This is a genomic window from Aliiglaciecola sp., assembly GCF_039982535.1.
GTDB lineage: Bacteria > Pseudomonadota > Gammaproteobacteria > Enterobacterales > Alteromonadaceae > Aliiglaciecola.
This window is the reverse complement of the sequence record NZ_JBDWYG010000015.1, coordinates 18,777-39,647: the sequence shown is the minus strand read 5'-3', so window position 1 is coordinate 39,647 and position 20,871 is coordinate 18,777. Positions and strand designations below refer to the sequence as shown.

The 20,871-nt window shown below is 45.3% G+C and carries 16 protein-coding genes; all 16 read left to right on the top strand.

Going from position 1 to position 20,871, the window contains the following annotated elements; all coding sequences use genetic code 11:
* The first annotated feature begins 460 nt into the window (after positions 1 to 460).
* The 16 genes from ABJV04_RS02640 (at position 461) to ABJV04_RS02565 (ending at position 20,860) form a co-directional block, all read left to right on the top strand.
* Positions 461 to 1,069 carry a DUF4255 domain-containing protein gene (locus ABJV04_RS02640; RefSeq protein WP_348489610.1) on the top strand — a complete coding sequence of 203 codons (609 nt, stop codon included), beginning with the start codon at positions 461 to 463 and terminating at the stop codon, positions 1,067 to 1,069.
* Positions 1,066 to 1,869: a hypothetical protein gene (locus tag ABJV04_RS02635; protein ID WP_348489608.1), complete on the top strand. Its 804-nt coding sequence runs from the start codon at positions 1,066 to 1,068 to the stop codon at positions 1,867 to 1,869. The genes ABJV04_RS02640 and ABJV04_RS02635 overlap by 4 nt, the downstream gene beginning before the upstream one ends.
* An 89-nt stretch (positions 1,870 to 1,958) precedes the next feature.
* Positions 1,959 to 3,866, top strand: a complete 1,908-nt coding sequence (locus ABJV04_RS02630) for a phage tail sheath subtilisin-like domain-containing protein (RefSeq protein WP_348489606.1) — start codon at positions 1,959 to 1,961, stop codon at positions 3,864 to 3,866.
* Positions 3,867 to 3,890: 24 nt separating this feature from the next.
* Positions 3,891 to 4,340: a phage tail protein gene (locus ABJV04_RS02625; protein WP_348489605.1), complete on the top strand. Its 450-nt coding sequence runs from the start codon at positions 3,891 to 3,893 to the stop codon at positions 4,338 to 4,340.
* A 26-nt stretch (positions 4,341 to 4,366) separates the two neighbouring features.
* The gene (locus ABJV04_RS02620) at positions 4,367 to 6,442 is read left to right on the top strand and encodes a phage tail sheath C-terminal domain-containing protein (protein ID WP_348489603.1); all 2,076 of its coding nucleotides are present in this window, start codon (positions 4,367 to 4,369) and stop codon (positions 6,440 to 6,442) included.
* Positions 6,442 to 6,978, top strand: a complete 537-nt coding sequence (locus tag ABJV04_RS02615) for a phage tail protein (protein WP_348489602.1) — start codon at positions 6,442 to 6,444, stop codon at positions 6,976 to 6,978. Before ABJV04_RS02620 ends, ABJV04_RS02615 begins: the two co-directional genes overlap by 1 nt.
* Before the next feature lie 30 nt (positions 6,979 to 7,008).
* Positions 7,009 to 8,514, top strand: a complete 1,506-nt coding sequence (locus tag ABJV04_RS02610) for a hypothetical protein (protein WP_348489601.1) — start codon at positions 7,009 to 7,011, stop codon at positions 8,512 to 8,514.
* Positions 8,511 to 8,681: a hypothetical protein gene (locus ABJV04_RS02605; protein WP_348489600.1), complete on the top strand. Its 171-nt coding sequence runs from the start codon at positions 8,511 to 8,513 to the stop codon at positions 8,679 to 8,681. Before ABJV04_RS02610 ends, ABJV04_RS02605 begins: the two co-directional genes overlap by 4 nt.
* Complete coding sequence (locus ABJV04_RS02600; RefSeq protein ID WP_348489598.1) at positions 8,674 to 9,753, top strand: contractile injection system protein, VgrG/Pvc8 family; 1,080 nt, start codon at positions 8,674 to 8,676, stop codon at positions 9,751 to 9,753. Before ABJV04_RS02605 ends, ABJV04_RS02600 begins: the two co-directional genes overlap by 8 nt.
* A gap of 59 nt (positions 9,754 to 9,812) precedes the next feature.
* Positions 9,813 to 10,472 carry a phage baseplate assembly protein V gene (locus tag ABJV04_RS02595; protein WP_348489596.1) on the top strand — a complete coding sequence of 220 codons (660 nt, stop codon included), beginning with the start codon at positions 9,813 to 9,815 and terminating at the stop codon, positions 10,470 to 10,472.
* 7 nt (positions 10,473 to 10,479) lie between these two features.
* Positions 10,480 to 12,324 (top strand): hypothetical protein, encoded by a 1,845-nt coding sequence (locus ABJV04_RS02590; protein ID WP_348489595.1) that lies wholly within the window; start codon positions 10,480 to 10,482, stop codon positions 12,322 to 12,324.
* Positions 12,321 to 12,722, top strand: coding sequence for a GPW/gp25 family protein (locus ABJV04_RS02585; RefSeq protein WP_348489593.1), 402 nt, complete (start codon positions 12,321 to 12,323; stop codon positions 12,720 to 12,722). The genes ABJV04_RS02590 and ABJV04_RS02585 overlap by 4 nt, the downstream gene beginning before the upstream one ends.
* Positions 12,723 to 12,728: 6 nt before the next feature.
* Entirely contained in the window at positions 12,729 to 14,918 is a 2,190-nt protein-coding gene (locus ABJV04_RS02580) for a putative baseplate assembly protein (RefSeq protein WP_348489591.1), read from the top strand.
* Positions 14,918 to 17,188 (top strand): phage tail protein, encoded by a 2,271-nt coding sequence (locus ABJV04_RS02575; RefSeq protein WP_348489589.1) that lies wholly within the window; start codon positions 14,918 to 14,920, stop codon positions 17,186 to 17,188. The genes ABJV04_RS02580 and ABJV04_RS02575 overlap by 1 nt, the downstream gene beginning before the upstream one ends.
* Positions 17,188 to 18,774: a hypothetical protein gene (locus ABJV04_RS02570; protein ID WP_348489588.1), complete on the top strand. Its 1,587-nt coding sequence runs from the start codon at positions 17,188 to 17,190 to the stop codon at positions 18,772 to 18,774. Before ABJV04_RS02575 ends, ABJV04_RS02570 begins: the two co-directional genes overlap by 1 nt.
* Entirely contained in the window at positions 18,767 to 20,860 is a 2,094-nt protein-coding gene (locus tag ABJV04_RS02565; protein ID WP_348489587.1) for an ATP-binding protein, read from the top strand. Before ABJV04_RS02570 ends, ABJV04_RS02565 begins: the two co-directional genes overlap by 8 nt.
* Positions 20,861 to 20,871: the final 11 nt, after the last annotated feature.

Sequence of the window (20,871 nt, the reverse complement as noted above, 5' to 3'; positions counted from 1 at the left end):
TGTCGATAATTTGATACACTTAAATTGTGTAAAATATAAGCGAATATGTCGTTTCAAGCATTGCAATATGTGTTTATTTGTCTAAAATTTGATCAATTGTTGCGATGGAATGTTTCAGTGAAAAGCGGTGTTCCACCGTTTTAGATATAGGACGTCTTAGTATACCTTCCTGTTTTTATCTCGCTGTGAGCCACTCTTAATTCGGTATTTGAAATGCTTAGATAAACAGAGTGGATAACCAATTTATTTGTATCAAAGTGTCAATGGTTTCAAGGAGCGGAAAAGTCAGATATTTCGCCAAATCCCATTGAATTGGGTCGTAACCCCATCGGCAAAAATTGAGTGGGTAGTGTCAATCATGGTTGTTTTGGTGTTTACAAGATGATTGTCAAATAAGTCACTCAGGTTGAAAGTAACTAAATTGATAAATGGATGAGTCAATGATTACGAGTGTACTAAAATGGCTGACTTTGCATCTGTAGCCGCGGTCGGAAGTAGTTTGGTTCGGTTTTTAACACACTGCTTTGATCAACAGCAACCCATACCCGGTGGATCGAGTTCCACTGATACTACCGTTGTGCTTGCTCGAACCGAAGATTTAAATCTAGAAGATAATCCGCTTATTACGCCGCCTTGCCTTGCCTTGTTTTTATACCGAGTAGATTTTAATAGTACCAGCAGAGCGGCTTATGCGGGGAAAGCGCTTGCTAAAGGTAGAGCCCATTTACCCCTAGAATTCCATTTTTTGATGATCCCATGGGGAATAACTGCGGATCAGGAATACCGCATTCTCGGCAGAACCATGCAATGTTTGGAAGACCATCCATTGTTAACTGGTCCTATGCTGGATCCTGTCACCAATTGGGCGACTAACGACAGTATTCAATTGAGTTTAGAGGAATTATCCACCGAAGACTTAATGCGAATTTTTGATTCCCTGCCCATAGACTATAAATTGTGTGTGCCTTATATGGCGAAAATGGTAGTGATGCAAGGGCGCCGCCAAGATCCTCTTCGGGAAGTTGGTCTTGCTGATCAAGTTCTCACTAGTGAAGTGGTGCGGCCATGACAGTTTCGTTATTTGACTCCGGTATTGTCGTGAATAAACGGCTATTACTTGGCATTTTACCCACCGATTGGCTGACCCAAGCTGACTTGCCCTTCGCGGTTAACATTGAAGTGGAGCACCCTTCAGATACCAAGCTATTAAGACACCCATCTGGGCGTTTTTCATTGTCTTATCAAGGGGATTTAAGCACTCCCATTCAAATACGAATCTTTGATGCTTACCGTCGTTATGTGCCCCGCAGGTTATCCATTTCGGTGTTGACTCTCCAACAAATTTTGGACATAGAAGCGGCCCAACCATCAGACTATTTGCAGTCAAGACAGCGCCGACCGGTAATTTTCCCCGGTGCTGCCTATCCGATAAATGCTAGGTGTACCGGTTTGCGAGGCAAAGTCATCTTTAATGATGAGCCACTACGTTGGAGTATCATTGAATTACGTTCGCCCACTGACGTAAACACAATTTTAGCCAGAGCTAGAGGAGACGACCGCGGTGAATTTTTAATGCTGATCCCGCCCAATGCCGTGCCTGATGAAAGTTTACATCAAAGTGTTGCGTTCGAGCTCATGGTATATGGCCGTGCTACGGCAATGCCACAAACACCTAACAGCATGCACGATCCCTATTGGGACCTCCCCATAGAAGTTGTTAGCGAGCCCCAAGCAAGTGATCCCGTTAGTTCCGGAGAGGTGATTCCCGCTGACTATGTGGCATCCCAAAGCTCAGTTTCAATACCATTTCAATTAAGTCAGATGTTGTCGAGTCATGAAGTCAACGACATTGTTTTTAATCCCCCTTAAAGGACAAATGATGTTCATTTTAGGGAGTCAATACGCTGTAAAAACGAATTAATCATCGGGATAACCGATAGTAAAGGAGCACAAGAGCCATGCCAGAATATCTAGCCCCAGGCGTCTTTGTAGAGGAAGTTAGCTTTCGATCAAAATCAATCGAAGGTGTACCAACCAGCACCACAGGATTTGCCGGAATGGCGAAATGGGGGCCGGTTTGTTATCGCGAGCAGGGAATACAAGGACCAACAAGTTGTGAACCAAGACTGATCACCAGCTTTACCGAATTTGAACGAGTTTATGGTGCGTTAGAAACGATTCAAATTGATGACGGTGGCGCGCCTTCGCCACGATTGCCATATCTTGCCCATAGTGCCAGAGCATTTTTTGAAAACGGCGGTAAGCGTTTATATGTATCCCGGGTTTTTGCCGCCAATACAGGTGCTGACTCAGCAGACTTTGATACCGCTGCAGATGCCTGGGGAATCGGTCGGGTAGCTGTTCCCATTACGGATAATCCCGATGTGATTTTGCAAGCACGCTGGCCCGGAGAAATGGGAAATATGTTTGCAAAGGTTTTGGTGACTCGAAGCAAAAATATTGCTTATGAAAATACCGATTTAAATTCAGTGCAAGTGCGAGGTGTGCAAAACGGTGCTGTGGTTGAGGTAACCGCAGATGCCGATTTACCAGCACCGGTTGGCAATCAACCTCTGAATATCGATAACCTCAGGGTCGTGAGTATTGATTCTGATGGGGTGCAGACCTTTATATCCGCTGATGATGGCAGCTCTACGGCCCTCAATGACACCGATGTGGTGCAACTGATCCAATTACGGATACAAGTTACCCTTGGCAGTCAAATTAGTGAATATGCTGACTTGGCTACTGATCCCGCACAAAAGCGCTATTTAGGTCGTATTTTTGATATCGACACCCCTGAAGATCCCGATTGTCCATTTTGGTTTAACTGGCAACCCACTGCCGGAAATCAGCTTGCTGCGGCCCAGTTAGCTGCTGATTTGCGGGGTACTGATGACGCTGAGGATATTTACGGATATCGCTTCGACGGAGGCAACGACGGCGTGATGGTGACTCCTGATAATTTAGCCGGTAGCGCTGCTGACCCCGACGATGCCAGTCTCAAGGCCACTGGTTTAGAGGCCTTAGCCGAAGTTGAAGATATTGCCATAGTGGCATTACCTGACTCAGGGGATATGGGTTCAACCTTACTCAGTCGGGTGGCCGCCCAAAGTTTAGTATCCCATGCTGAACGAGAACGTTATCGCATTGCCGTGGTTGATGGTCCCATCAATAGTTCATTAAATGATATACGCGATTTTCGTGCCCAATTTGATAGTAAATATGCTGCTTTGTATTACCCCTGGATCAATATCTTTGATCCTAACGAACGCTTTTCACAGGGCACACCGCCGCGACAAATTGCCCTGCCACCCAGCGGATTTATTACCGGTATTTACGCCCGTAATGATATTGAACGCGGAGTCCACAAAGCACCTGCCAACGAAGTGATCCGTGGTTTAACCCGCTTTGAGTTAAATATTAATAAACCCCGCAACGAAGTGATTAATCCTGAAGGCATCAACGCGCTTCGCTATTTCGAAGGACGGGGATTTAGAGTGTGGGGCGCACGCACTATGAGCTCTGATCCCGAGTGGAAGTACGTGAATGTGCGTCGCTTATTTATTTTCATCGAAAATTCCATTGACCAAAGTAGCCAATGGGCGGTGTTTGAACCTAATAATCGAATTCTTTGGGACAATATTCGGCGCATGGTGGAAGATTTTCTGTTGGTTTTATGGCGCGATGGTGCGCTCCTTGGTGCAAAACCAGAAGACGCATTTTTTGTGCGCTGTGACCGAACCACTATGACCCAGAACGATTTAGATAATGGTCGCCTGGTTTGCTTAATTGGTATCGCACCGGTTAAACCCGCGGAGTTCGTGATTTTCCGGATTGGTCAATATACCGCTGATGCAAGCTAATAAATTTACAAGAGGACATTTGTTATGGCGACATTTAGAGAAGATCCCTACAGCGCCTTTAATTTTTTAGTATCACTGAATGATGGACAAGAATCCGAGTTAGTCGGTGGCTTTTCAGACGTCAGTGGGCTGGGGGTTGAAGTGAGTTACGCCGAGTACCGTAACGGTAACGAGAAAGTGAATACTGTGCGCAAAATTGCCAATACCTTCAAAGTGGATGATATCACCTTAAAACGAGGATTAATTGGTTCAACTGCATTATGGGAGTGGCTGACTAACGTAAGTGCGGGTGCCCATGAACCACGTTTAGTTGTGATTACGTTATTGGATGAAGCAAGAGATGCCGTAGCCAGTTGGGAATTGCGCAACGCGCAACCGAAAAAATGGACAGGGCCAACCTTGGCCGCAAAAGGCGGTGGGGAAGTGGCAATGGAAGAACTTAGTTTAGTCTGTGAAGGCTGTAAATACAGCTAAATCCTTAGGTTTTACGGAGATTGCCAATGGGCTTAGGCGTGTTACTTGGTGCACCAAATATCATATCCATAGTGGATCGAACCCAAAGTTCGTTGGGTCAGGTCAAAATGGATGTGTGCGCTTTTGTGGGAGTAGCACCTAAGGGACCATCACGGCGTCATCATATAGCCACTGGTGAACAATTAGACTTGCAGAGTATCGCCGACAATTGGTTTGTAAGAGATAGAACAGTGGCGATAAAAGTGAGTAGTTGGGAGCAGTTTAGACGGCTTTATGGTGGTTTCGAATCGCCAGGAAGATTGGTCTACGCCGTAGCTAACTTTTTTGAACAAGGTGGTCAGGAAGCCTACATCTGCCGAATTGTCCATGAATATGACGATGCTGTGGTTAATCTCGATGCAGTGGCCAGGTGTATGATTGAAAACCTCAGTGCCCAGGGAGCTGGCATAGGTTTAAATGCCAAAAATGAAGGCATTTGGGGAAACCAACTCAGTGCTGGAGCAGGAATTTCGTTAACGCCGGTTGAGTTTTTAACAGACAACAGTGATGCCAACACAATTAGTTTTGCCAGTACTCAAGGCCTTGAAAGTGGCTGTTTATTGCGCTTAGTCAATGACGATATTACAAAGCCTAGCGAGCAATTTTCTGAATACCGGTTTATTAATCAATTTAAACGGCAAGGGGATAGTTTTAGTGCATCTGAATATTGGACTTTGGATTTTAGTACTGCGCCTTTACCCGCTGTACCTAAAAAAATAGAATTGGTTGAAGGCCAGTTGAGCATTATCGACAATGCTACCGGCATATCAGAAGAGTTTGCTAACCTAGCCCTTAGTCCAAGCCACCCGCGTTTTTTAGGTAGGGTGTTGTTAACTGAGTCGAACTTAGTAGACCCACAACTTAATTGGTTGTTGAGTGAACTCTATCCCCAGGACTTATCTCCCTTTAACCAAAATACACACACCCTCAACAGTGCCACCCAGTTAGCGATTAATCCCAGCATATTTAGTGGTGGTGAAGACCGTTATCAAGATATCACTCATACCGATTTTTTTGATAGCCGTTGGGTGTTGGGAGATGAGCATTTTGGTAGTGGAGTGCATTGTGTGTCGAACCTGTCGGATTGTTCTTTAATGGTCGTCCCGGATTTATATGCCCCCGAACCCTTTGAAAAAGTGCAGCATAATGAACCACCAGAACCGTTGTCTGGTGCTGATTTTGCGCCCTGCATTGAACAGGAAACGGCGACTTTGGAGATTGAAACTGCTTTACCTTCATTGCTAAAGTTACGACTCGATCCGCAATTGCCCGAAGATCGAGACCTTATTATTAGTTTGCAGCAAGGCTTAGTGTCTTTTGCCAAGCAATTGAAAGAGTTTGTGGTGTTACTTGATGTGCCTCCTACACTAACCCCACAACAAATTACCCAGTGGCGGTCTAAATTTAATAGTGAATATTGTGCCGCTTATCATCCTTGGTTGAAAGTTAATCAATACAATCCCGATGGTCAAATTGGTAACTCACCTAAAATTATTAACCCTTCAGCCGTGGCCGCTGGTGTTATCGCTGCCAGTGAATTGCAACACGGCTTAACCCATGGCCCTGCCAATCGTCTCGCTAAATCAGTGTTTTCGTTACAGATTAAGGTTTCTGACAAATTTCATGATCAGTTGCACCCATTGGGCATAAACGTTTTTGTGCAGCAGCGAGATGGCATATGGCTCAGTGGTGCAAGAACCGTCAGCCAGCAACGGCAATGGCGACAGTTAAGTGTGGTGAGATTGATGGTGATGTTGCGCCGGGTCTTGTTGCAACAGGTGCAGTGGGTGGTGTTTGAACCCAATACGCCAGCGTTATGGCTGGACGTGAAGTTCAAACTTCAGAGCTTTTTAAAACAACTATTTATTGCTGGCGCATTCAAAGGCAACTCGCCAGAACAGGCGTATTTTGTGCGCTGTGACGAAACCTTAAATAGTCCTCAAGTTATCGATTCGGGCAGGTTAGTGGCACACATTGGCGTGGCACCAGCAGAACCTTTGGAATACCTCATTTTGCAGTTTAGTCGTGAAGCCGATGGGTCATTGAAAATGGTGAGCAAATAATGGAATCCCGATTTTTACTATCAAATTTCAATTTTGAAATTAGCTTAATCAAGGCAGTGAATATTGAATCTGGTAGCAACCTCACATCAAGTCCCAATACCAGTGGTAAGGATGTGTTGGGAGACGGAGGTTTTGCTGAATGCAGCGGTTTAGAGATCCAAATGGACGTACAGCAAATTCAAGAAGGTGGACGAAATGATGGGGTTATTCAGCAGGTAGGCCGCGCAAAGTATCAAAACTTAGTACTCAAAAGAGGCATGTTTTATAACGCTGATAACAAGCTTGCTATGGATGTGTGGGAATGGATTCAATCGGTGGTCAGTGGCAGTCTTCCCGTTACCCGCTATGACGGCATTATTAAGGTATATGGACATCGTAAAAGCCCATCAAAAGATGCGCCTATCATTGCAACTTGGGCCTTTGATCGGGCATTGCCTACCAAAGTCAGTGGGCCATCTCTGAACGCAAAAAGTGGCGATGTGGCGTTAGAAGAACTGCACTTAGCCCATGAAGGGTTACGAATGTTATTTGATTAATCATGCAGATAAAAAATAGGGAAAGTTTGAGTGAGTAATTTAGTTAAAGCGACATTACAAAAGGTATTGGCTGATGAGGCGGAAACCGGAGATGGTAATGCTTTTCCTGTGCAATTTAATCCATCCTCATTAAAAATACGCATCACCAATCAAATTGAAGGCGGTCGGTCAGCAGCCAAACAAGTCCGGCAACAAACCGGAAACAGTTCCCGTGTTCTAACCATGGAACTAGTTTTTGATACTGCCGATGAAGGCAGTAAAGATTCGCCAGTGTCAGTCCGCCAGAAAACTAAGCAACTAGAACAATTTATTTCAACACCGGAAAATAATCCTGATCCGCCGCCTAAATTGAAATTTAGCTGGGGGGATCTCACCGTCGTGGGTATCGCCAATAGTATTGATGTCAGTCTGGAGCACTTTGCTGCTAACGGTTATCCCCTAAGGGCAAAAGTTAATTTAAGTATTAAAGAACAAGACCCAACAATTATATTTACACCGGCAGATCGAGGCACGGGCAACGCACAAAATCCCGGTGCAAAAGCGAGTTTGCCTGGCGCTGGCACAAATTCTGGATTTTCTGCAGGTATCAGTGCGGGAATAGGTCTGTCTGCAGGCATAGGCATCAGCGCAGGTGTGAGTGCAGGTTTTGGTGTGAGTGCCGGTATTAGCGCGGGTGTTGGTATATCTGCTGGGGCAAAAGTTGGTTTTGCCTTAGAAGGGGAAATGGGCGCTGAATTTGCAGCAAGAATGGGCGTGGATCCTGCCGCTTGGCGAAGTTTAGAGGTGGGCGCTAATACTGGCGGAAATCTCGCTGCGGGTAGCCAAGTAGCCTTTAATACCGCCACTAATATTAGTCCTGGCATAGGTGTAAGTAGTGGGGTTAATGCCGAGTCGGATGTGAACCAGAAAGCCTCTTCAGGGCTAAATTTGTCAACTGTATCGCAATTGAATAACCCACTTTCAACAACGTCTTCTCAGAGCAAAAATGATACTGACTCAGCTGGCAAAGCCATCTCCAGCCTTGGCGGTATTGGGGCGACAATTAATGGGGTGAAACTACAAAATAGTCAGCAACAAACCCAATTGAGCGTGTCGGCATTTGGTATTAATAATGATTTGTTAAGCACTGTTAAGGTGCTCGGTGGAAACGCAGTAGATCAAACTGGAAAAAGTAAAGGGATTAGCCGGGCTCCTTTGGTCCGAGCACAAAACCCAAGCGACACGCAAATGCCCAATGAATTTACGCAAACCTCAGCTTTTCCTGATCAACGGGCAATGACCTATGGTCAAGGCATTCCATTGGAGCCTTTGTTTGGAGTCTCGCAAACGCAAAATGTCATGAAGGTGTATGCAGATCGTGATCTTGCTATTGCTAACCATCCCCACGGTGTTCCTTTTACTTCCAACGCTGCAATTCCCCCGTGGGTAGCCTTACCGCAAAGAGATGCCCAGAGACAAGCTATTGATTCGCAATCATCGGGCTTTGGTAATTCAAGCTTTTCTACAGGATGCCAATGCACAGGAGTGACTAAATGACAGCCTATATTGACCGAATTGTAACTGAAGTGGTGGTTCAACCTGAGCGTGAGCAAGGCGAGCAGGAAAGCGATAAGCGCTGGTTAGAACAGCAAAAAATAGAGACCGCAATTAAACGCCAATACACACAATCCCAGCGGACTAAGGCGGAAGGTCTAGATGACTGACGAATTATTTTTTAATGCCAAACCGGCGTTTAACGTTGACGGTGAAGACATCAATGAGCTGATTCGAGATGTGCTGTACTTGAGTGTGCAAGAGGGGCTCGATGGTATGAAAACCCTAACTGCAAGGTTTACCGCCATTGGGCCTATGCAAGGACAAAGAACCGAGAGTCTTTTGTATTTAGATGGACGTTATTTGGATTTTGGCAAACAAGTCAAAGTGGCCATTGGTGCGGGGGCTAGGCAACGAATTATTTTTGATGGCTATATCAGTGCATTGGAAATTCAATTTGAAGAAGGGCAGGAGCCAGAGTTTAGCTTTTGTGCCGAAGATCGATTGATGGATTTACGGATGATCCGCCGCTCGAAAACCTATGAAGATATGAGTGATCAGCAAATCGCCGAAGAAATTGCCAATGAACATGGCTTACAAAGTGAGGTAGATGCCAGTGGGCCTACCTATAACCAAATTCAGCAATGCAATATGAGCGATCTTGCGTTTTTACGGGAGCGAGCTCGTTTACTGCAAGCCGAGGTTTGGGTAGAAAATGAAAGCCTACACTATAAAACCCGTGATAAGCGCAGTGGCACCAGTTTGACCTTAATTCGCGGTACAGATTTGATGCATGTGCGTGTCAGCGCTGATCTGGCTCATCAAAAAACCAAAGTGCATGTTGCCGGATATGACGCTACTCAGGCGCAACCTATTGATGAATGGGCCGATGATGCTGCCATTACCAGTGAAATTGCAGGTGGGCGCTCCGGTGTCAGCATTTTACAAAAAGCCTTTGGTGAACGCATCAGTAAGCGGGTTATGGAAGTGCCATTGGAGGCAGAAGAAGCAGCTTCATGGGCCACTGCTGAGATGCAACGTAGAGCGCGGCAATTTGTCACGGTGAATGCCATATCGGTAGGGGTTCCGGATTTAGTAGTTGGCAGCTCCGTCAGGTTAGAACAGCTTGGTGCGCCGTTTTCCGGAGATGGTTATTACGTAACTAAGCTTGAGCATCTATACACTTTGGCAGATGGCCATCAAACTCATTTTGAAGCCCAGCGAGCATTTATTAATGAATAACCTAGCTAAACTGACAGATTATTTAATTGAACCAAGAGCATGCATTTAAGGAGTAATAAATGACTAACCAATACGCGCCGGATGGCGGCAGACAACGCTATTTTGGGGTTTATCCCGCGATTGTCGTCAATATTGTTGATCCGCAAAATTTGGGCAGAGTATTAGTGAGCTTTCCTTGGTTGAGTGGCTCAACTGTTGAAGCTTGGAGCACTTTGACAACTCCCTATGCAGATGATGATCAAGGTTTACAGATTTTACCTGAAGTGGATTCTCAAGTGGTGGTGGCCTTTGAAGCGGGAAATTTGCGGCGACCTTATATTATTGGCTCCTGTTGGAATGGTAGGGCTGTGCCGCCGCAACAAGCTGAGGAAGCCAATAACATCCGCTCCTTAAAAACCCGTTCAGGAAGTGAACTGACCTTCGATGATAGTGAAGGTGCCGCCAAAATTACCTTAAAAACTTCGGGAGGCCATGAATTGCTTTTAGATGAAGCATCGAGTGCTATTACTATCACTCACTCAAGTGGTCACAAAATTGAATTTTCCCCATCCGGCGCCATTGAGATCACCGCCAATTCCACTGTTGAATTGAATGCAGCAGCGTTTAACGTTCATGCACCTGTGGCAAATTTTGACGGTATTATCAACTGTACCACTATGATTGCTAGTGCCGCTGTGGTGTCACCTTCGTATACTCCTGGGGTGGGCAACCTATGGTAGTGCAGCTATGCTAGATACAGCAGAACATCCTTGGAAATTGGTTGCGCCTTGGTATCGCCCTTCATCGTTAGGGGGGTATGCCCCTAGCAACACGGCGATAAACCGTTTTTCTGCGCCAATTATCCAAAAATATGCCGATGCAAATTTTGCCAATAACCTTGTGGATGAACCTCAGCATTCGCTGCGTTTTAACAGTGAAGACTTTGTTCAACCTTTGGCTACAGATCCCAATAAAGTTATCACCCCCATTGAACACGCTCAATCACAGTCGCCATTGAAGTTATATTTAGATACTCATAGTCGTTTCTATGTAGTGATGTGCGAATTACATTGTGATGTGGCTGGATTTCCCCAAGTCAGCCGTGACAAAGTGTGTGAAGCAGGGTTTGTGGTGCGTAGACGTGTGCCCGTTATTTCGCCAGAGCTAAAAGGCAAAGTGAATACCTTATTGAGTCAACGCAGCCAACTCCAAAATGATCTCAATAAAATTAATATACAAGGGAAAACCGAAGAATTAAATGAGAGCACGGTTGCGCAGAGTGTAAGTGGCTTTATACAAGCTAAGAGTGCGCGACTATTCTCAGGTTTACAGTCTGGTACAACCCAAAACCTGACTCAAAAACTGCAAGATATATCTGCCCAGCTAAATCAGATGACCGCAACCGGTGATATTAAGGTTGAACTCCAAGGGTGGACGCCTAGCGAACTTAAAGGCGTTGGAAATTGGCAGGCGATAGAAGAAACCCCTGAACATTTAACCGAGCAGGTGATCCCTTTGTATCCACTCATCGCTGATCCCACTAAACCTGAACATTCTGCACATGGGCGAACCCTTTGGTTTGGGGTTATCCCCACCAGTTTAGGGGATGTAGATGGTAATAATAACCCTAGATTTGATGACTCTGATCTGTATGAAATTCGATGTTTTGTGCGTCGTCACCATAACCAGTTTCCAGCCAAGACCAACCAAAACGATTGTTGTGGTGATCTAATTTGGAGTCAAGCCACAGAAGGTTATCAAATTGCCGCCCATTTTGACCTAGATGGGACCAGTCATCGGCCTGTCAATATCAAACTCCCTGACTTACCCGCAATTCGAGAGCAGGTGAACAATGCCCCTGCTGGACGAGGCGCAAATGCGCGCATTATTGCACCGCCAGAATCTTCTTTAAACTTTGCTACTGATAATATGGATATGCCCCAAGGCGGTGAGCCACTGACTCGGGCGGGTCAGCAAATCTGTTTCTTTTCGATTTTTCTTTTTTTCATTGTTGCCATGTTTCTATTTCGATTGTTTTTACCGATTTTATTATTCATTTTTAACTTATGGTTTTTGCTAAAACTAAAATTCTGTATACCACCGTCTTTTCAATTTGATGCTGGCTTAGTGGGCGAATTGGAGTTTGATGGCTCTTTTGGTGTCGATTTTAACGCTTCAATTGATGCTCACGTACAACTAATGGCGGATTTTAGCGCTGATTTAGCCGTGCAACTGGCTATTTTGGGACCTGATATTGAGGCCAAGGCTTCACAGCCCGGTTTCATGATTACGGTGAATAAAGACAAAGATAACCAAAAAATCTACACCGAAGCGTCGAAAATTAAGACTGATTTGGCGTTAATGATCGCCAACGGCATTAATGCCTCTGATGACATGCGATCAAAAATGAAAAGTGGCGGGGATAGTCCAGGTTTAAGCAGCCTTACCTTAAATGAGTTGGCTGGTATTTTTATTGCGATGCAAACGGAATATGAAGAGGTAACACATCCTGAATTAGCTGGAGTACTGCCTACTCCAGACAGTGGTTTAGTGTATTTCCAAAAAGTTGAATTCAGCAAGGAGGCTTCATGAGTCAGTCTTCACCATTAAAAGCTTTTCTTGGCAAAGGATGGGCATTTCCGCTTCAACCGAGTCAAGCAGATAAAACCATCGCCTATGTGGAAGGGGCAGAAAAAGTTCGGCAGTCAATCTGGATGATATTACAAACAGAACCTAAAGAACGAATTATGCGACCTAATTTTGGGTGCGGTTTACGACGTTACTTAATGCAACCAAATAATTCTGCAACGTGGGCAGGAATACAGCGGGACATTGAGCGCGCCTTGAGTCGTTGGGAGCCAAGAATAAAACTCGAAGAAGTCAAAGTGAATGGTGGTGAAGATCCCGCGGTGGCAATGATCAGCATTCGATATTCTCATGTTCAGGACGGAAGTCGTGAAAATCTTGTATTTCCCTTTTATCTGGAGTAGCTAAGGATGAGCCTCAATAAACCTATTTTAGATGATCGCTCCTATCAGCAAATACGTGATGAATTGATTGCGCGTATTCCGGTTTACGCCCCAGAGTGGACGGATCATAACCCTAGTGATCCTGGTATTGCGCTGATCGAATTGTTTTCTTATTTAACTGAAAACTTACTTTATCGGTTTAATCAAATACCCGATTCCACCAAAATGGAATTTTTGCGACTGCTGCAAATTCCATTAAAAAGCGCTTATCCATCCACGGCACTTTTGTCTTTTAGCACAAAAGAACTGCAAGGTGTGGCCGCTAAACTCGCCAGCCAGGCTAGTGCAGGCGACGTCAAATTTACCACCTTGCAAGAAGTCCATGTGTTGCCAGTTAGTGCCCTTGGCGTGCTCAAGGTAATTGATCAAGTTCCTGATGAAGATAGTGAGGAAGGCATTTTTTATCAGCAGGCAGCGGCCAGTGTCGAAGCCAGTAAGACCCAAGCTTACCATGTTGAAACTATTTGGCAGGATGAACCCGGCGTTGCCAGAGACATGAATAGTGCCGTTGATGGCATTTTGTGGGTCGCTGTGCTTGCAGAAAAAGCGTCAGAAACCGAATTAGTAAAACAGCGTTTATTGAATCATCCCAAAGGTCCGCTTTTACTTAATATTGGCTTTGTGCCAGAGATTCGTTTAGATGACGATTTAGATCATCATAGCGCTGAATTTGCCCAGCGTTTTCGGTGTCCAGGAGATGCTGCTCATGCAAGTGGTAGCCCTGTCAGTTGGCAAATATCGACGGGGCGGATCAGTAATGATAATAAACCTATTTATTACCCATTACAGATACAAGGTGACACCACCAACGGGTTAGAAAAAGAAGGCGTTGTTCGACTACAACTGCCCAACGACGAACAGAATATGTCGGACTATGAATTGGCCGATATCAACATGCAAGGGGTTGGAGATTACCCACCGATTTTAGATGATGATACCCAGTCTAGGGTTATTTGCTGGCTGCGAGCCTTCCGCAACGATGACACCGTTATTGGCAAAATTACCTATGTAGGTGCCAATGCCACCATGGCGGAACAAGCGGTGCAGGCAAAATCAGAGTTTATTGGCACCGGCAATGGCCAACCCAACCAAGTGTATAACTTGAATCATCAACAGGTATTGGCAAACTCAGTTCAGTTGCAAGTAGAAGAGCCTCAAGGATGGACAGACTGGCAAGAAGTGGAGGGCTTTTATTCAAGCTTTGAAAGTGACCGCCACTTTATGCTTGATAAACAAGCTGGACAAGTTCGTTTTGGCACAGGCATTAATGGTGCGGTGGTACAGATAGGCCAGCGGGTAAGGGTGATTCAATACCGATATGGCGGCGGCAGAGTCGGCAATGTCGCAGCCGAGGCGATTAACAAAGTGGCTGAGAATCCACTGGTCAAAGTTAGCAATCCACTCAATGCCTATGGTGGCACTGATGCTGAAACCTTAGAAGCGGCTTTAGAACGGATCCCCAGCGAATTACGCAGACGTAATCGCGCGGTGACACGTTCTGATTTTCAAGAGTTAGCATTGCAGTCTCCTGGCGCAGATCTAGCGCGTTCTGAGGTGTTACCTCGTTATCATCCGGAATTACCGTTACAAGAATCTGCTGGTGTAGTCAGTGTGGTGGTATGGCCAAAAGAAGATAAGCACAATCCCAATGCGCCAGTGCCTAACAAAAATCAGCTTCGTAGCGTGTGCCAATATTTAGATGCTAGGCGCCTAATTACCACCGAATTATATGTTTTGCCACCTAAGTACGTACCAGTGGCCATTGCGGTGGGCGTGAAAGTCAAAAACGGCTTTGGGATTGACGCAGTTCGCCATTGGGTAGAGCTGGCACTACGACAGTTTCTTGCACCTCTGCCACCTTATGGTCCTAGTGGACAAGGTTGGCCACTAGGACGCCGAGTGCATGGTGCGGAATTAGAAGCGGCGGCTCATCAAGTGGAAGGCGTTGAATATTTAGAAGGTTTGCAATTGGTGGGGTGGGACGACGCTGGTAATGAAATTACCAACACGGTGAATTTGCAAAAAAATGAAGTGCCCGAGTTAATTGGCATCACCGTTGAAAACGGGGCAGTGACACTCAGCCCCGGCGAGATGATTAGCCCGGCTGAAACCGATGGCATCGCAGTGCCAGTCCCAGTGATTAAGGATGTGTGCTGATGTCTCAATTTGCGATGATTGCAGGTGTTGATCAATGGATGCGTGTTGCCCACGACAATACCAGTGTGGATATCCAGCAACAAAGCGTGCAACTGGCATGGGAACATCAAGCAATGCTCGACTCCCATGCTTTTTCTGCCCAACCCGCAGGGTTAACCTTTGATCCTTGGTGTCGCCTGTATCACGCTATTCCCGAAGACAATCGCATTGATAAATTATTGTGGTCGGACAAACGTCAAGCTAGTCGGGCTAAATCTCTATTTCGCTCATCGCAACAAAACTATGGTGAATTTGTAGGGCAACAGCAGCAATCTGATTTAAGTGCGCCTGTGGGACTTGTGGTGGATCGCAAAGGTCGCTTGTTTATCGCCGATAGCGGCAATCAGCGGATCTTAATTTTTGATCTAATCGACAATACGTTGTTACGCAGTCTTTATTTAGATGGCACGCCCAGTGTCTTGGCCGATGATGGTCAACAGGTTTATGCGGTTGTCTCTGCTCACCATCCTGCTAGTGCAACTACCGCCGTTGCACCTGCAAACCGTCTGTTTCAATTAAGTGCCACCGCTGATGCGGTGGAGATTGATGTTCAGTTTCCCGAGGATATCCCCAGTGTCGTGATCTCTAGTGTCACAATAGGCGCAGATGGACGGGTGTTTGTGTTAGTGGGAGGGGGCACAGAAACGGCGGCCATTTGGGCAATTGATGGTGAAAATGTATTAATTGATGTCCCTTATGCCAGTGATATTTTGGCCACCGATGATAATACCATTGTTGTGGCGGGCGCACCTGATGCTGATTTTCAGCGCTTTAGAGTAACGCCCAATAGTGTTGCCCGATTACCTCACCTGCAAGGGCCTTATTACGACGGCCGGGGCATCGCGCTAGATCCCTTTGGCAAAGTCGTTTATTGGTCAGAAAAAGGCTTAATGTATGCAACTGTCGCCAAAATTCAGTATGCCAATCAAGGTCGTTTAGTCTGCTTCAGACTTGATAATAATGAAATGCAGCGCCACTGGGGTAGGGTGTTTATTGATGCCTGCTTACCCGTTGGTACTTTTGTGAAATTAGGTTATATCGTCAGCGATGAACAGCTAAATGGGCCGCAATTAGCGGCGTCTGCACCACAAAATATTGGTGAATATGAGTTAAATCGGCCTGATCTCACGCCGCCATTACCTTCACTTTTAGCCGTTGATGAGGTGTTGGTGAGTCAAAAGTTACATCGACGTAGTCAAAACCGCGAACTACCTTGGTCTTTCACCGATGAACCTTGGCGTACCTATGAAGCGCCAGTCAACGCCCCAGCTGGTCGTTATCTTTGGTTGGTCATTGACCTCTTTGGAAAGTCCCATGCGTCACCTAAATTGAAAAGTATTCGAGTGGAATACCCAGCTAAAGATCTCTTGCGGCGTTTACCCCGAGTGTTCTCTGAGCAAGGTGCAGCCAGTGAGTTTTTAGATCGATATTTAACCCTGTTAAACAGTAATTTTGACGAGCTTGAACAACGTTCAAATGAACGTCATCGTTTGCTCGATCCCTTGTCTACGCCTAATGCTGCGCTTCCGTGGCTAAGCAGTTTATTGGGAATGGAGCTTGATAATCGATGGCCAGAAGTCGCCCAACGGCAGATTGTTAAAGAGGCCATGTGGTTGTTTAAATATCGTGGCACTGTGGCTGGGTTAAAACGTTTTATCGAAATTTATTTACAGCGAAATATCACTATTATTGAGCATTTTCAGGTCCGTGGGTTAGGCGGTGCCTTTGTGGGCGAAGATGATGCTTTAGCGGCCAACTCAATTCTCGGCGCGGGCTTTCGTATTGGCGGGAAATTAGGTGAAACAGAGGCAACTAGGATCACCACTGAAAAGAGCCCCGTCAGTGGTGAGCAAAATTTGAATAACACAGAAATCCAAGGGAGTAGTAATCAAGCAGCGGTGTCTTATTTAGATGCTATTTCACTCCATGCACATAAATTCAGCGTCATAGTGCCAGTAGTTTTAGATGAACAAAGCCGTGCTGTAGTCGAGCATATTCTAGAGATCCATCGGCCTGCCCATACGGTGTTTGATTTATGCTCAGTGGACTCGGGTATGCGTATTGGCACAGGTTTGTATTTAGGCATGTCTTCGGTGGTTGGCCAAAGCTCGGGCTTTGGTCAATTGCAAATCGGTAAATCCGTTCTGGCTACCACAGATGTATTGGGACAAGCGAAATCTGGAACTATCGTTGGCAATAGTCAAGTGGGTTTTGACTCGAGGGTAGGGTGATGGATATTCAAATTAATCAGGTTTTACGCCGTTACCAGTTAACTGAATCGCAACGTAATTATAAAGCGAGGTTGGATTATCTCACTGAACAGTTATTCCGTGAATACATCGATTTAGCCTTGGCCCGTTATGGGTATGCACAAAAAGATATTGTGTGTATTCAAAACTGGTATTTGCCCATTGAGTTTGACCATAACAAAACCGATGTGGAAATTTTTGAAGATTGGTTAGTCGAGCTGGAAACCTCCTTGCAGACGTTATCTGCAAACGCGGATCCTAAACAATGGTTACATTACCACTCAGAGGTTGATGCCCTTAAATCCGTTGCCATTGACTTGGCAATGCAGCGTTTAGGCAACGTGTGGGCGTGGCAGCAGATGGGAATTGTTGCTAATACTAGTGTCAATTTAGGCGAGGCTAAAGCAGCTTGGCTTGCATATTTAATCAGGCAGCCGTCTTTACTCAAAGGGGTGCTTTTTGGATTGGCGGTGGAAGGGCGACTTAACCTTTTAATCGAACAACGGGTTATTGAATTTGCAGACAGCAGCACCTTGATGGATGGGGTGTTTGAGTTTAGCCCTAACTGGGTAGACATAGTGCAGCATATTAACCGTCACTATGGACCTCATTTCACCGAGTTAGTGGTGACTCTGGGCCGCCACCTAAGGTCTCAACCTGCATCTCTGCACTCGGCATTTTCGGTATTGCCTCAGTGGCTTAAACACTATTTACAGATTAAACCGGGTATCTTTAGCTACGGTGGAGAGCTAAATCAGCACTTAGGTGAAAAAGTAAAACAGATAGCGAAATGGCAGTTAAATGATATTAAATGTTTGGTTTTTTTGCGGTTATTGTGCACGCATTCAGATAATGGTTATGCTCAAATCGTTGTTAATAATCAAGCCCTAAGCAACTATGTTTGTGATTTGCTTGAAGAGCTAATCGCAGCCTTAGAGTTACTTTCAGATTCTGCAATTTCAGCACCTAAACAACAAAATAATCCGCAAACTGCGACACAGCAAAGTGCCCCTCCTAAGGTGAAATTAAATCACAGGGAAACCCTTTCCATTTTGAACCCAGAAAATGAGGCTTTATTGAGCGATTTTGCGGGTTTGCTCTATGTGTTAAATATTCTCAAACAGCCCGAATGGCAACAAAATTTAGCGGTTTTATTAGATAAACCCTATCCAGTTATTGAGCAACTAAACCTACTAGGGGAATACCTATTACCCCAAGGAACACTCGATCCAGCGATGAAAGTTTTCAGTGGGGAGTTATTCGCGGTTGAGCCAGTTCAAAAAAATGGGAGCCTTATCAGTGGCGCAGATCATTCTGCCTACCAAAGGTTTGCCGAGGAAATCAAAGGGGCGTTATTTGTGGGTTTAGGGCAACCGCAGAACAGCAACGAGACTAAGGTATTTGAACACCTATGTCAGCGCAAAGGGCGAATTGAGTACCAGGGCGGCTGGGTGAATATTGTATTTGAAATGGAGGCCATTGATACACAAATTCGCGGGGCAGGATTAGATTTGGATCCTGATTATGTACCATGGTTAGGTTACGTAGTGAAGTTCTATTATGAATGATTCTTTGCATTATTTAAGCGGCGCTGAAGCAGGTTCTATTCCAGAACAGGCTACTTTTGTTGAGCATACTTCAGACCCTTGTGCTCAGCGGTTAAATGAGTGCAGAGGTCCTGTGCTTAAACAGGTGGCACAACTCACCCATCAGTTAATTCAGTTACTAGAGGCTACTTTTAGCAAAGATGATCCTTATATTCAGTCTGGTCTGGATTTTCTGCACAATTATTTGCAGTCCATCGATGATGATTTGTCTGCCCAGCAAGGCATTAACGGAACTAACATCAATGATGTGGCAGAAGATAGACTTAGCTCGCAAGCTAGCCCTTTAGCTCGCCTTGTTTCTACTTTGAAGCTTTCCGCCATTGAAATACAAATGTTAGTGTTAGCTGGAATGGCACAGGAACATGAAGGTTTTGCAAATCTGTTTTGTCATCTGCATCCCCAGCAGCAACCTTATCCAACCCCAGCCTTGTTAGCCAAATTAGCCTGTCATCAACCATCTCAACGACAATCCCTGTGCGCTAGCTTAAATGAGTCGGTTTTATTCAGGCTTGGTTTGTTGGAATTGTCAGAAAAAACGCCGATTTTTACCCGTTCGATAATGCTCGATGCCGTTACTTGGCACGCTTTGAATACGGGGAGATCTCGTGTTTTATTATCATACTCTGTGTCTGTGCAAAGTTGTTTCCACGGTTTATCCATGTGGTTAAAAACTCCCCTTGTGGAAGACGCAACACAGTGTATTGGCCAATCTCATAGCTCATATATCCTGATTCAAAACAGCGATAATTTGCTGAGTTTAAATCGTGCATTAGCACTGCTAAATGAAACTAAGCGTCAATCTGCGGTAGTGCGGCTTAACGAAACCTTTAGCCTGCAAGAATTTAAACAATTAGCGTGTCACTGCCTGTTCAGTGCTGCCATCCCTATATTGGTCTGCGATTTTCAACAAAATGCGCCTCCATTGGATCTCAACTTACTTAATGTTTTTTGTCCCTGTGTGATTATATGCACTAGCAGCACTATCAATATCATCGAATCTGGGCGCATCAAAGTCGATCTTCCGGTACAACGCCTTGACCACAGTGAGCTTTTGCTGATGTGGCGTGCATTACTGCCTGAGTTTCACTCTGATGCTGGACAACTTGCCGCTTGGTTTCCCTTAGATCCCTATCAAGCAATGCAGCGGGTCAACAGTTGGCAAGTGTTACATAAACATAGCCAAAAGACGCACAGCCTGAAGGAGCTGAGTCACGCATTCAAACAGTATTCCGGTGCGGTGTTGCCCCAAGGAATTAAACGGGTTACTCCCAGTGTGGGCTGGTCAGATTTAGTTTTACCAGAGAGTAAATTACAACAGCTTAAAGATGCTATTGGCCGTTTAAAACTGCAATACAAGGTGTTAGATGAATGGCAGTTTCTGCGTAACCGCCGCGGTGCAAAAGGCGTCAGGTTACTTTTCTCAGGTGTGCCGGGCACCGGAAAAACCCTTTCGGCAGAGGTGTTAGCCAATGAGCTTCAGGTTGATTTGCTGATTGTGGATTTAGCCGCTGTCGTCTCTAAATGGGTGGGAGAAACAGAAAAAAACTTAGCAAAAGTATTTAGTTATGCCGAACAATCTCAGTCGGTTTTATTGTTCGACGAAGCAGATGCCATATTTGGTCGACGAACAGAGGTCAATGACTCCCATGACCGTTACGCGAATCTTGAAACCGCGTATTTGTTAACTCGCTTAGAAGCCTATGACGGTATGACAATTTTAGCCACCAATTTTAGAAACAACATCGATGTGGCCTTTATTCGTCGACTCGATTTTATTGTTGATTTTCGTGAACCCAATGTGACCGATAGGGAACACTTATGGCGCTGTCATGTTCCGCAAACCGCGCCTTTGCATACAGATGTGAATTTTACTCAATTGGCCACGTTGTTTCCGTTGGTCGGCGGAGAAATTAGAAATGCTGCCGTTGCCGCTGCTTTTTATGCAGCGCAACAGCAACAAGATATACACCAAGACCACTTCATTATGGCTATTCGAAAAGAGTTTGAAAAAACCGGTAAGGCCTTCAGAGAAGTGAACCCATCATAAGGATTATTGGA

Bases quoted from the DNA above. Each gene is read 5' to 3' on its own strand.
- ABJV04_RS02640 (WP_348489610.1), top strand. From the start codon at position 461: ATGGCTGACTTTGCATCTGTAGCCGCGGTCGGAAGTAGTTTGGTTCGG.
- ABJV04_RS02635 (WP_348489608.1), top strand. From the start codon at position 1,066: ATGACAGTTTCGTTATTTGACTCCGGTATTGTCGTGAATAAACGGCTA.
- ABJV04_RS02630 (WP_348489606.1), top strand. From the start codon at position 1,959: ATGCCAGAATATCTAGCCCCAGGCGTCTTTGTAGAGGAAGTTAGCTTT.
- ABJV04_RS02625 (WP_348489605.1), top strand. From the start codon at position 3,891: ATGGCGACATTTAGAGAAGATCCCTACAGCGCCTTTAATTTTTTAGTA.
- ABJV04_RS02620 (WP_348489603.1), top strand. From the start codon at position 4,367: ATGGGCTTAGGCGTGTTACTTGGTGCACCAAATATCATATCCATAGTG.
- ABJV04_RS02615 (WP_348489602.1), top strand. From the start codon at position 6,442: ATGGAATCCCGATTTTTACTATCAAATTTCAATTTTGAAATTAGCTTA.
- ABJV04_RS02605 (WP_348489600.1), top strand. From the start codon at position 8,511: ATGACAGCCTATATTGACCGAATTGTAACTGAAGTGGTGGTTCAACCT.
- ABJV04_RS02600 (WP_348489598.1), top strand. From the start codon at position 8,674: ATGACTGACGAATTATTTTTTAATGCCAAACCGGCGTTTAACGTTGAC.
- ABJV04_RS02595 (WP_348489596.1), top strand. From the start codon at position 9,813: ATGACTAACCAATACGCGCCGGATGGCGGCAGACAACGCTATTTTGGG.
- ABJV04_RS02590 (WP_348489595.1), top strand. From the start codon at position 10,480: ATGCTAGATACAGCAGAACATCCTTGGAAATTGGTTGCGCCTTGGTAT.
- ABJV04_RS02585 (WP_348489593.1), top strand. From the start codon at position 12,321: ATGAGTCAGTCTTCACCATTAAAAGCTTTTCTTGGCAAAGGATGGGCA.
- ABJV04_RS02580 (WP_348489591.1), top strand. From the start codon at position 12,729: ATGAGCCTCAATAAACCTATTTTAGATGATCGCTCCTATCAGCAAATA.
- ABJV04_RS02575 (WP_348489589.1), top strand. From the start codon at position 14,918: ATGTCTCAATTTGCGATGATTGCAGGTGTTGATCAATGGATGCGTGTT.
- ABJV04_RS02570 (WP_348489588.1), top strand. From the start codon at position 17,188: ATGGATATTCAAATTAATCAGGTTTTACGCCGTTACCAGTTAACTGAA.
- ABJV04_RS02565 (WP_348489587.1), top strand. From the start codon at position 18,767: ATGAATGATTCTTTGCATTATTTAAGCGGCGCTGAAGCAGGTTCTATT.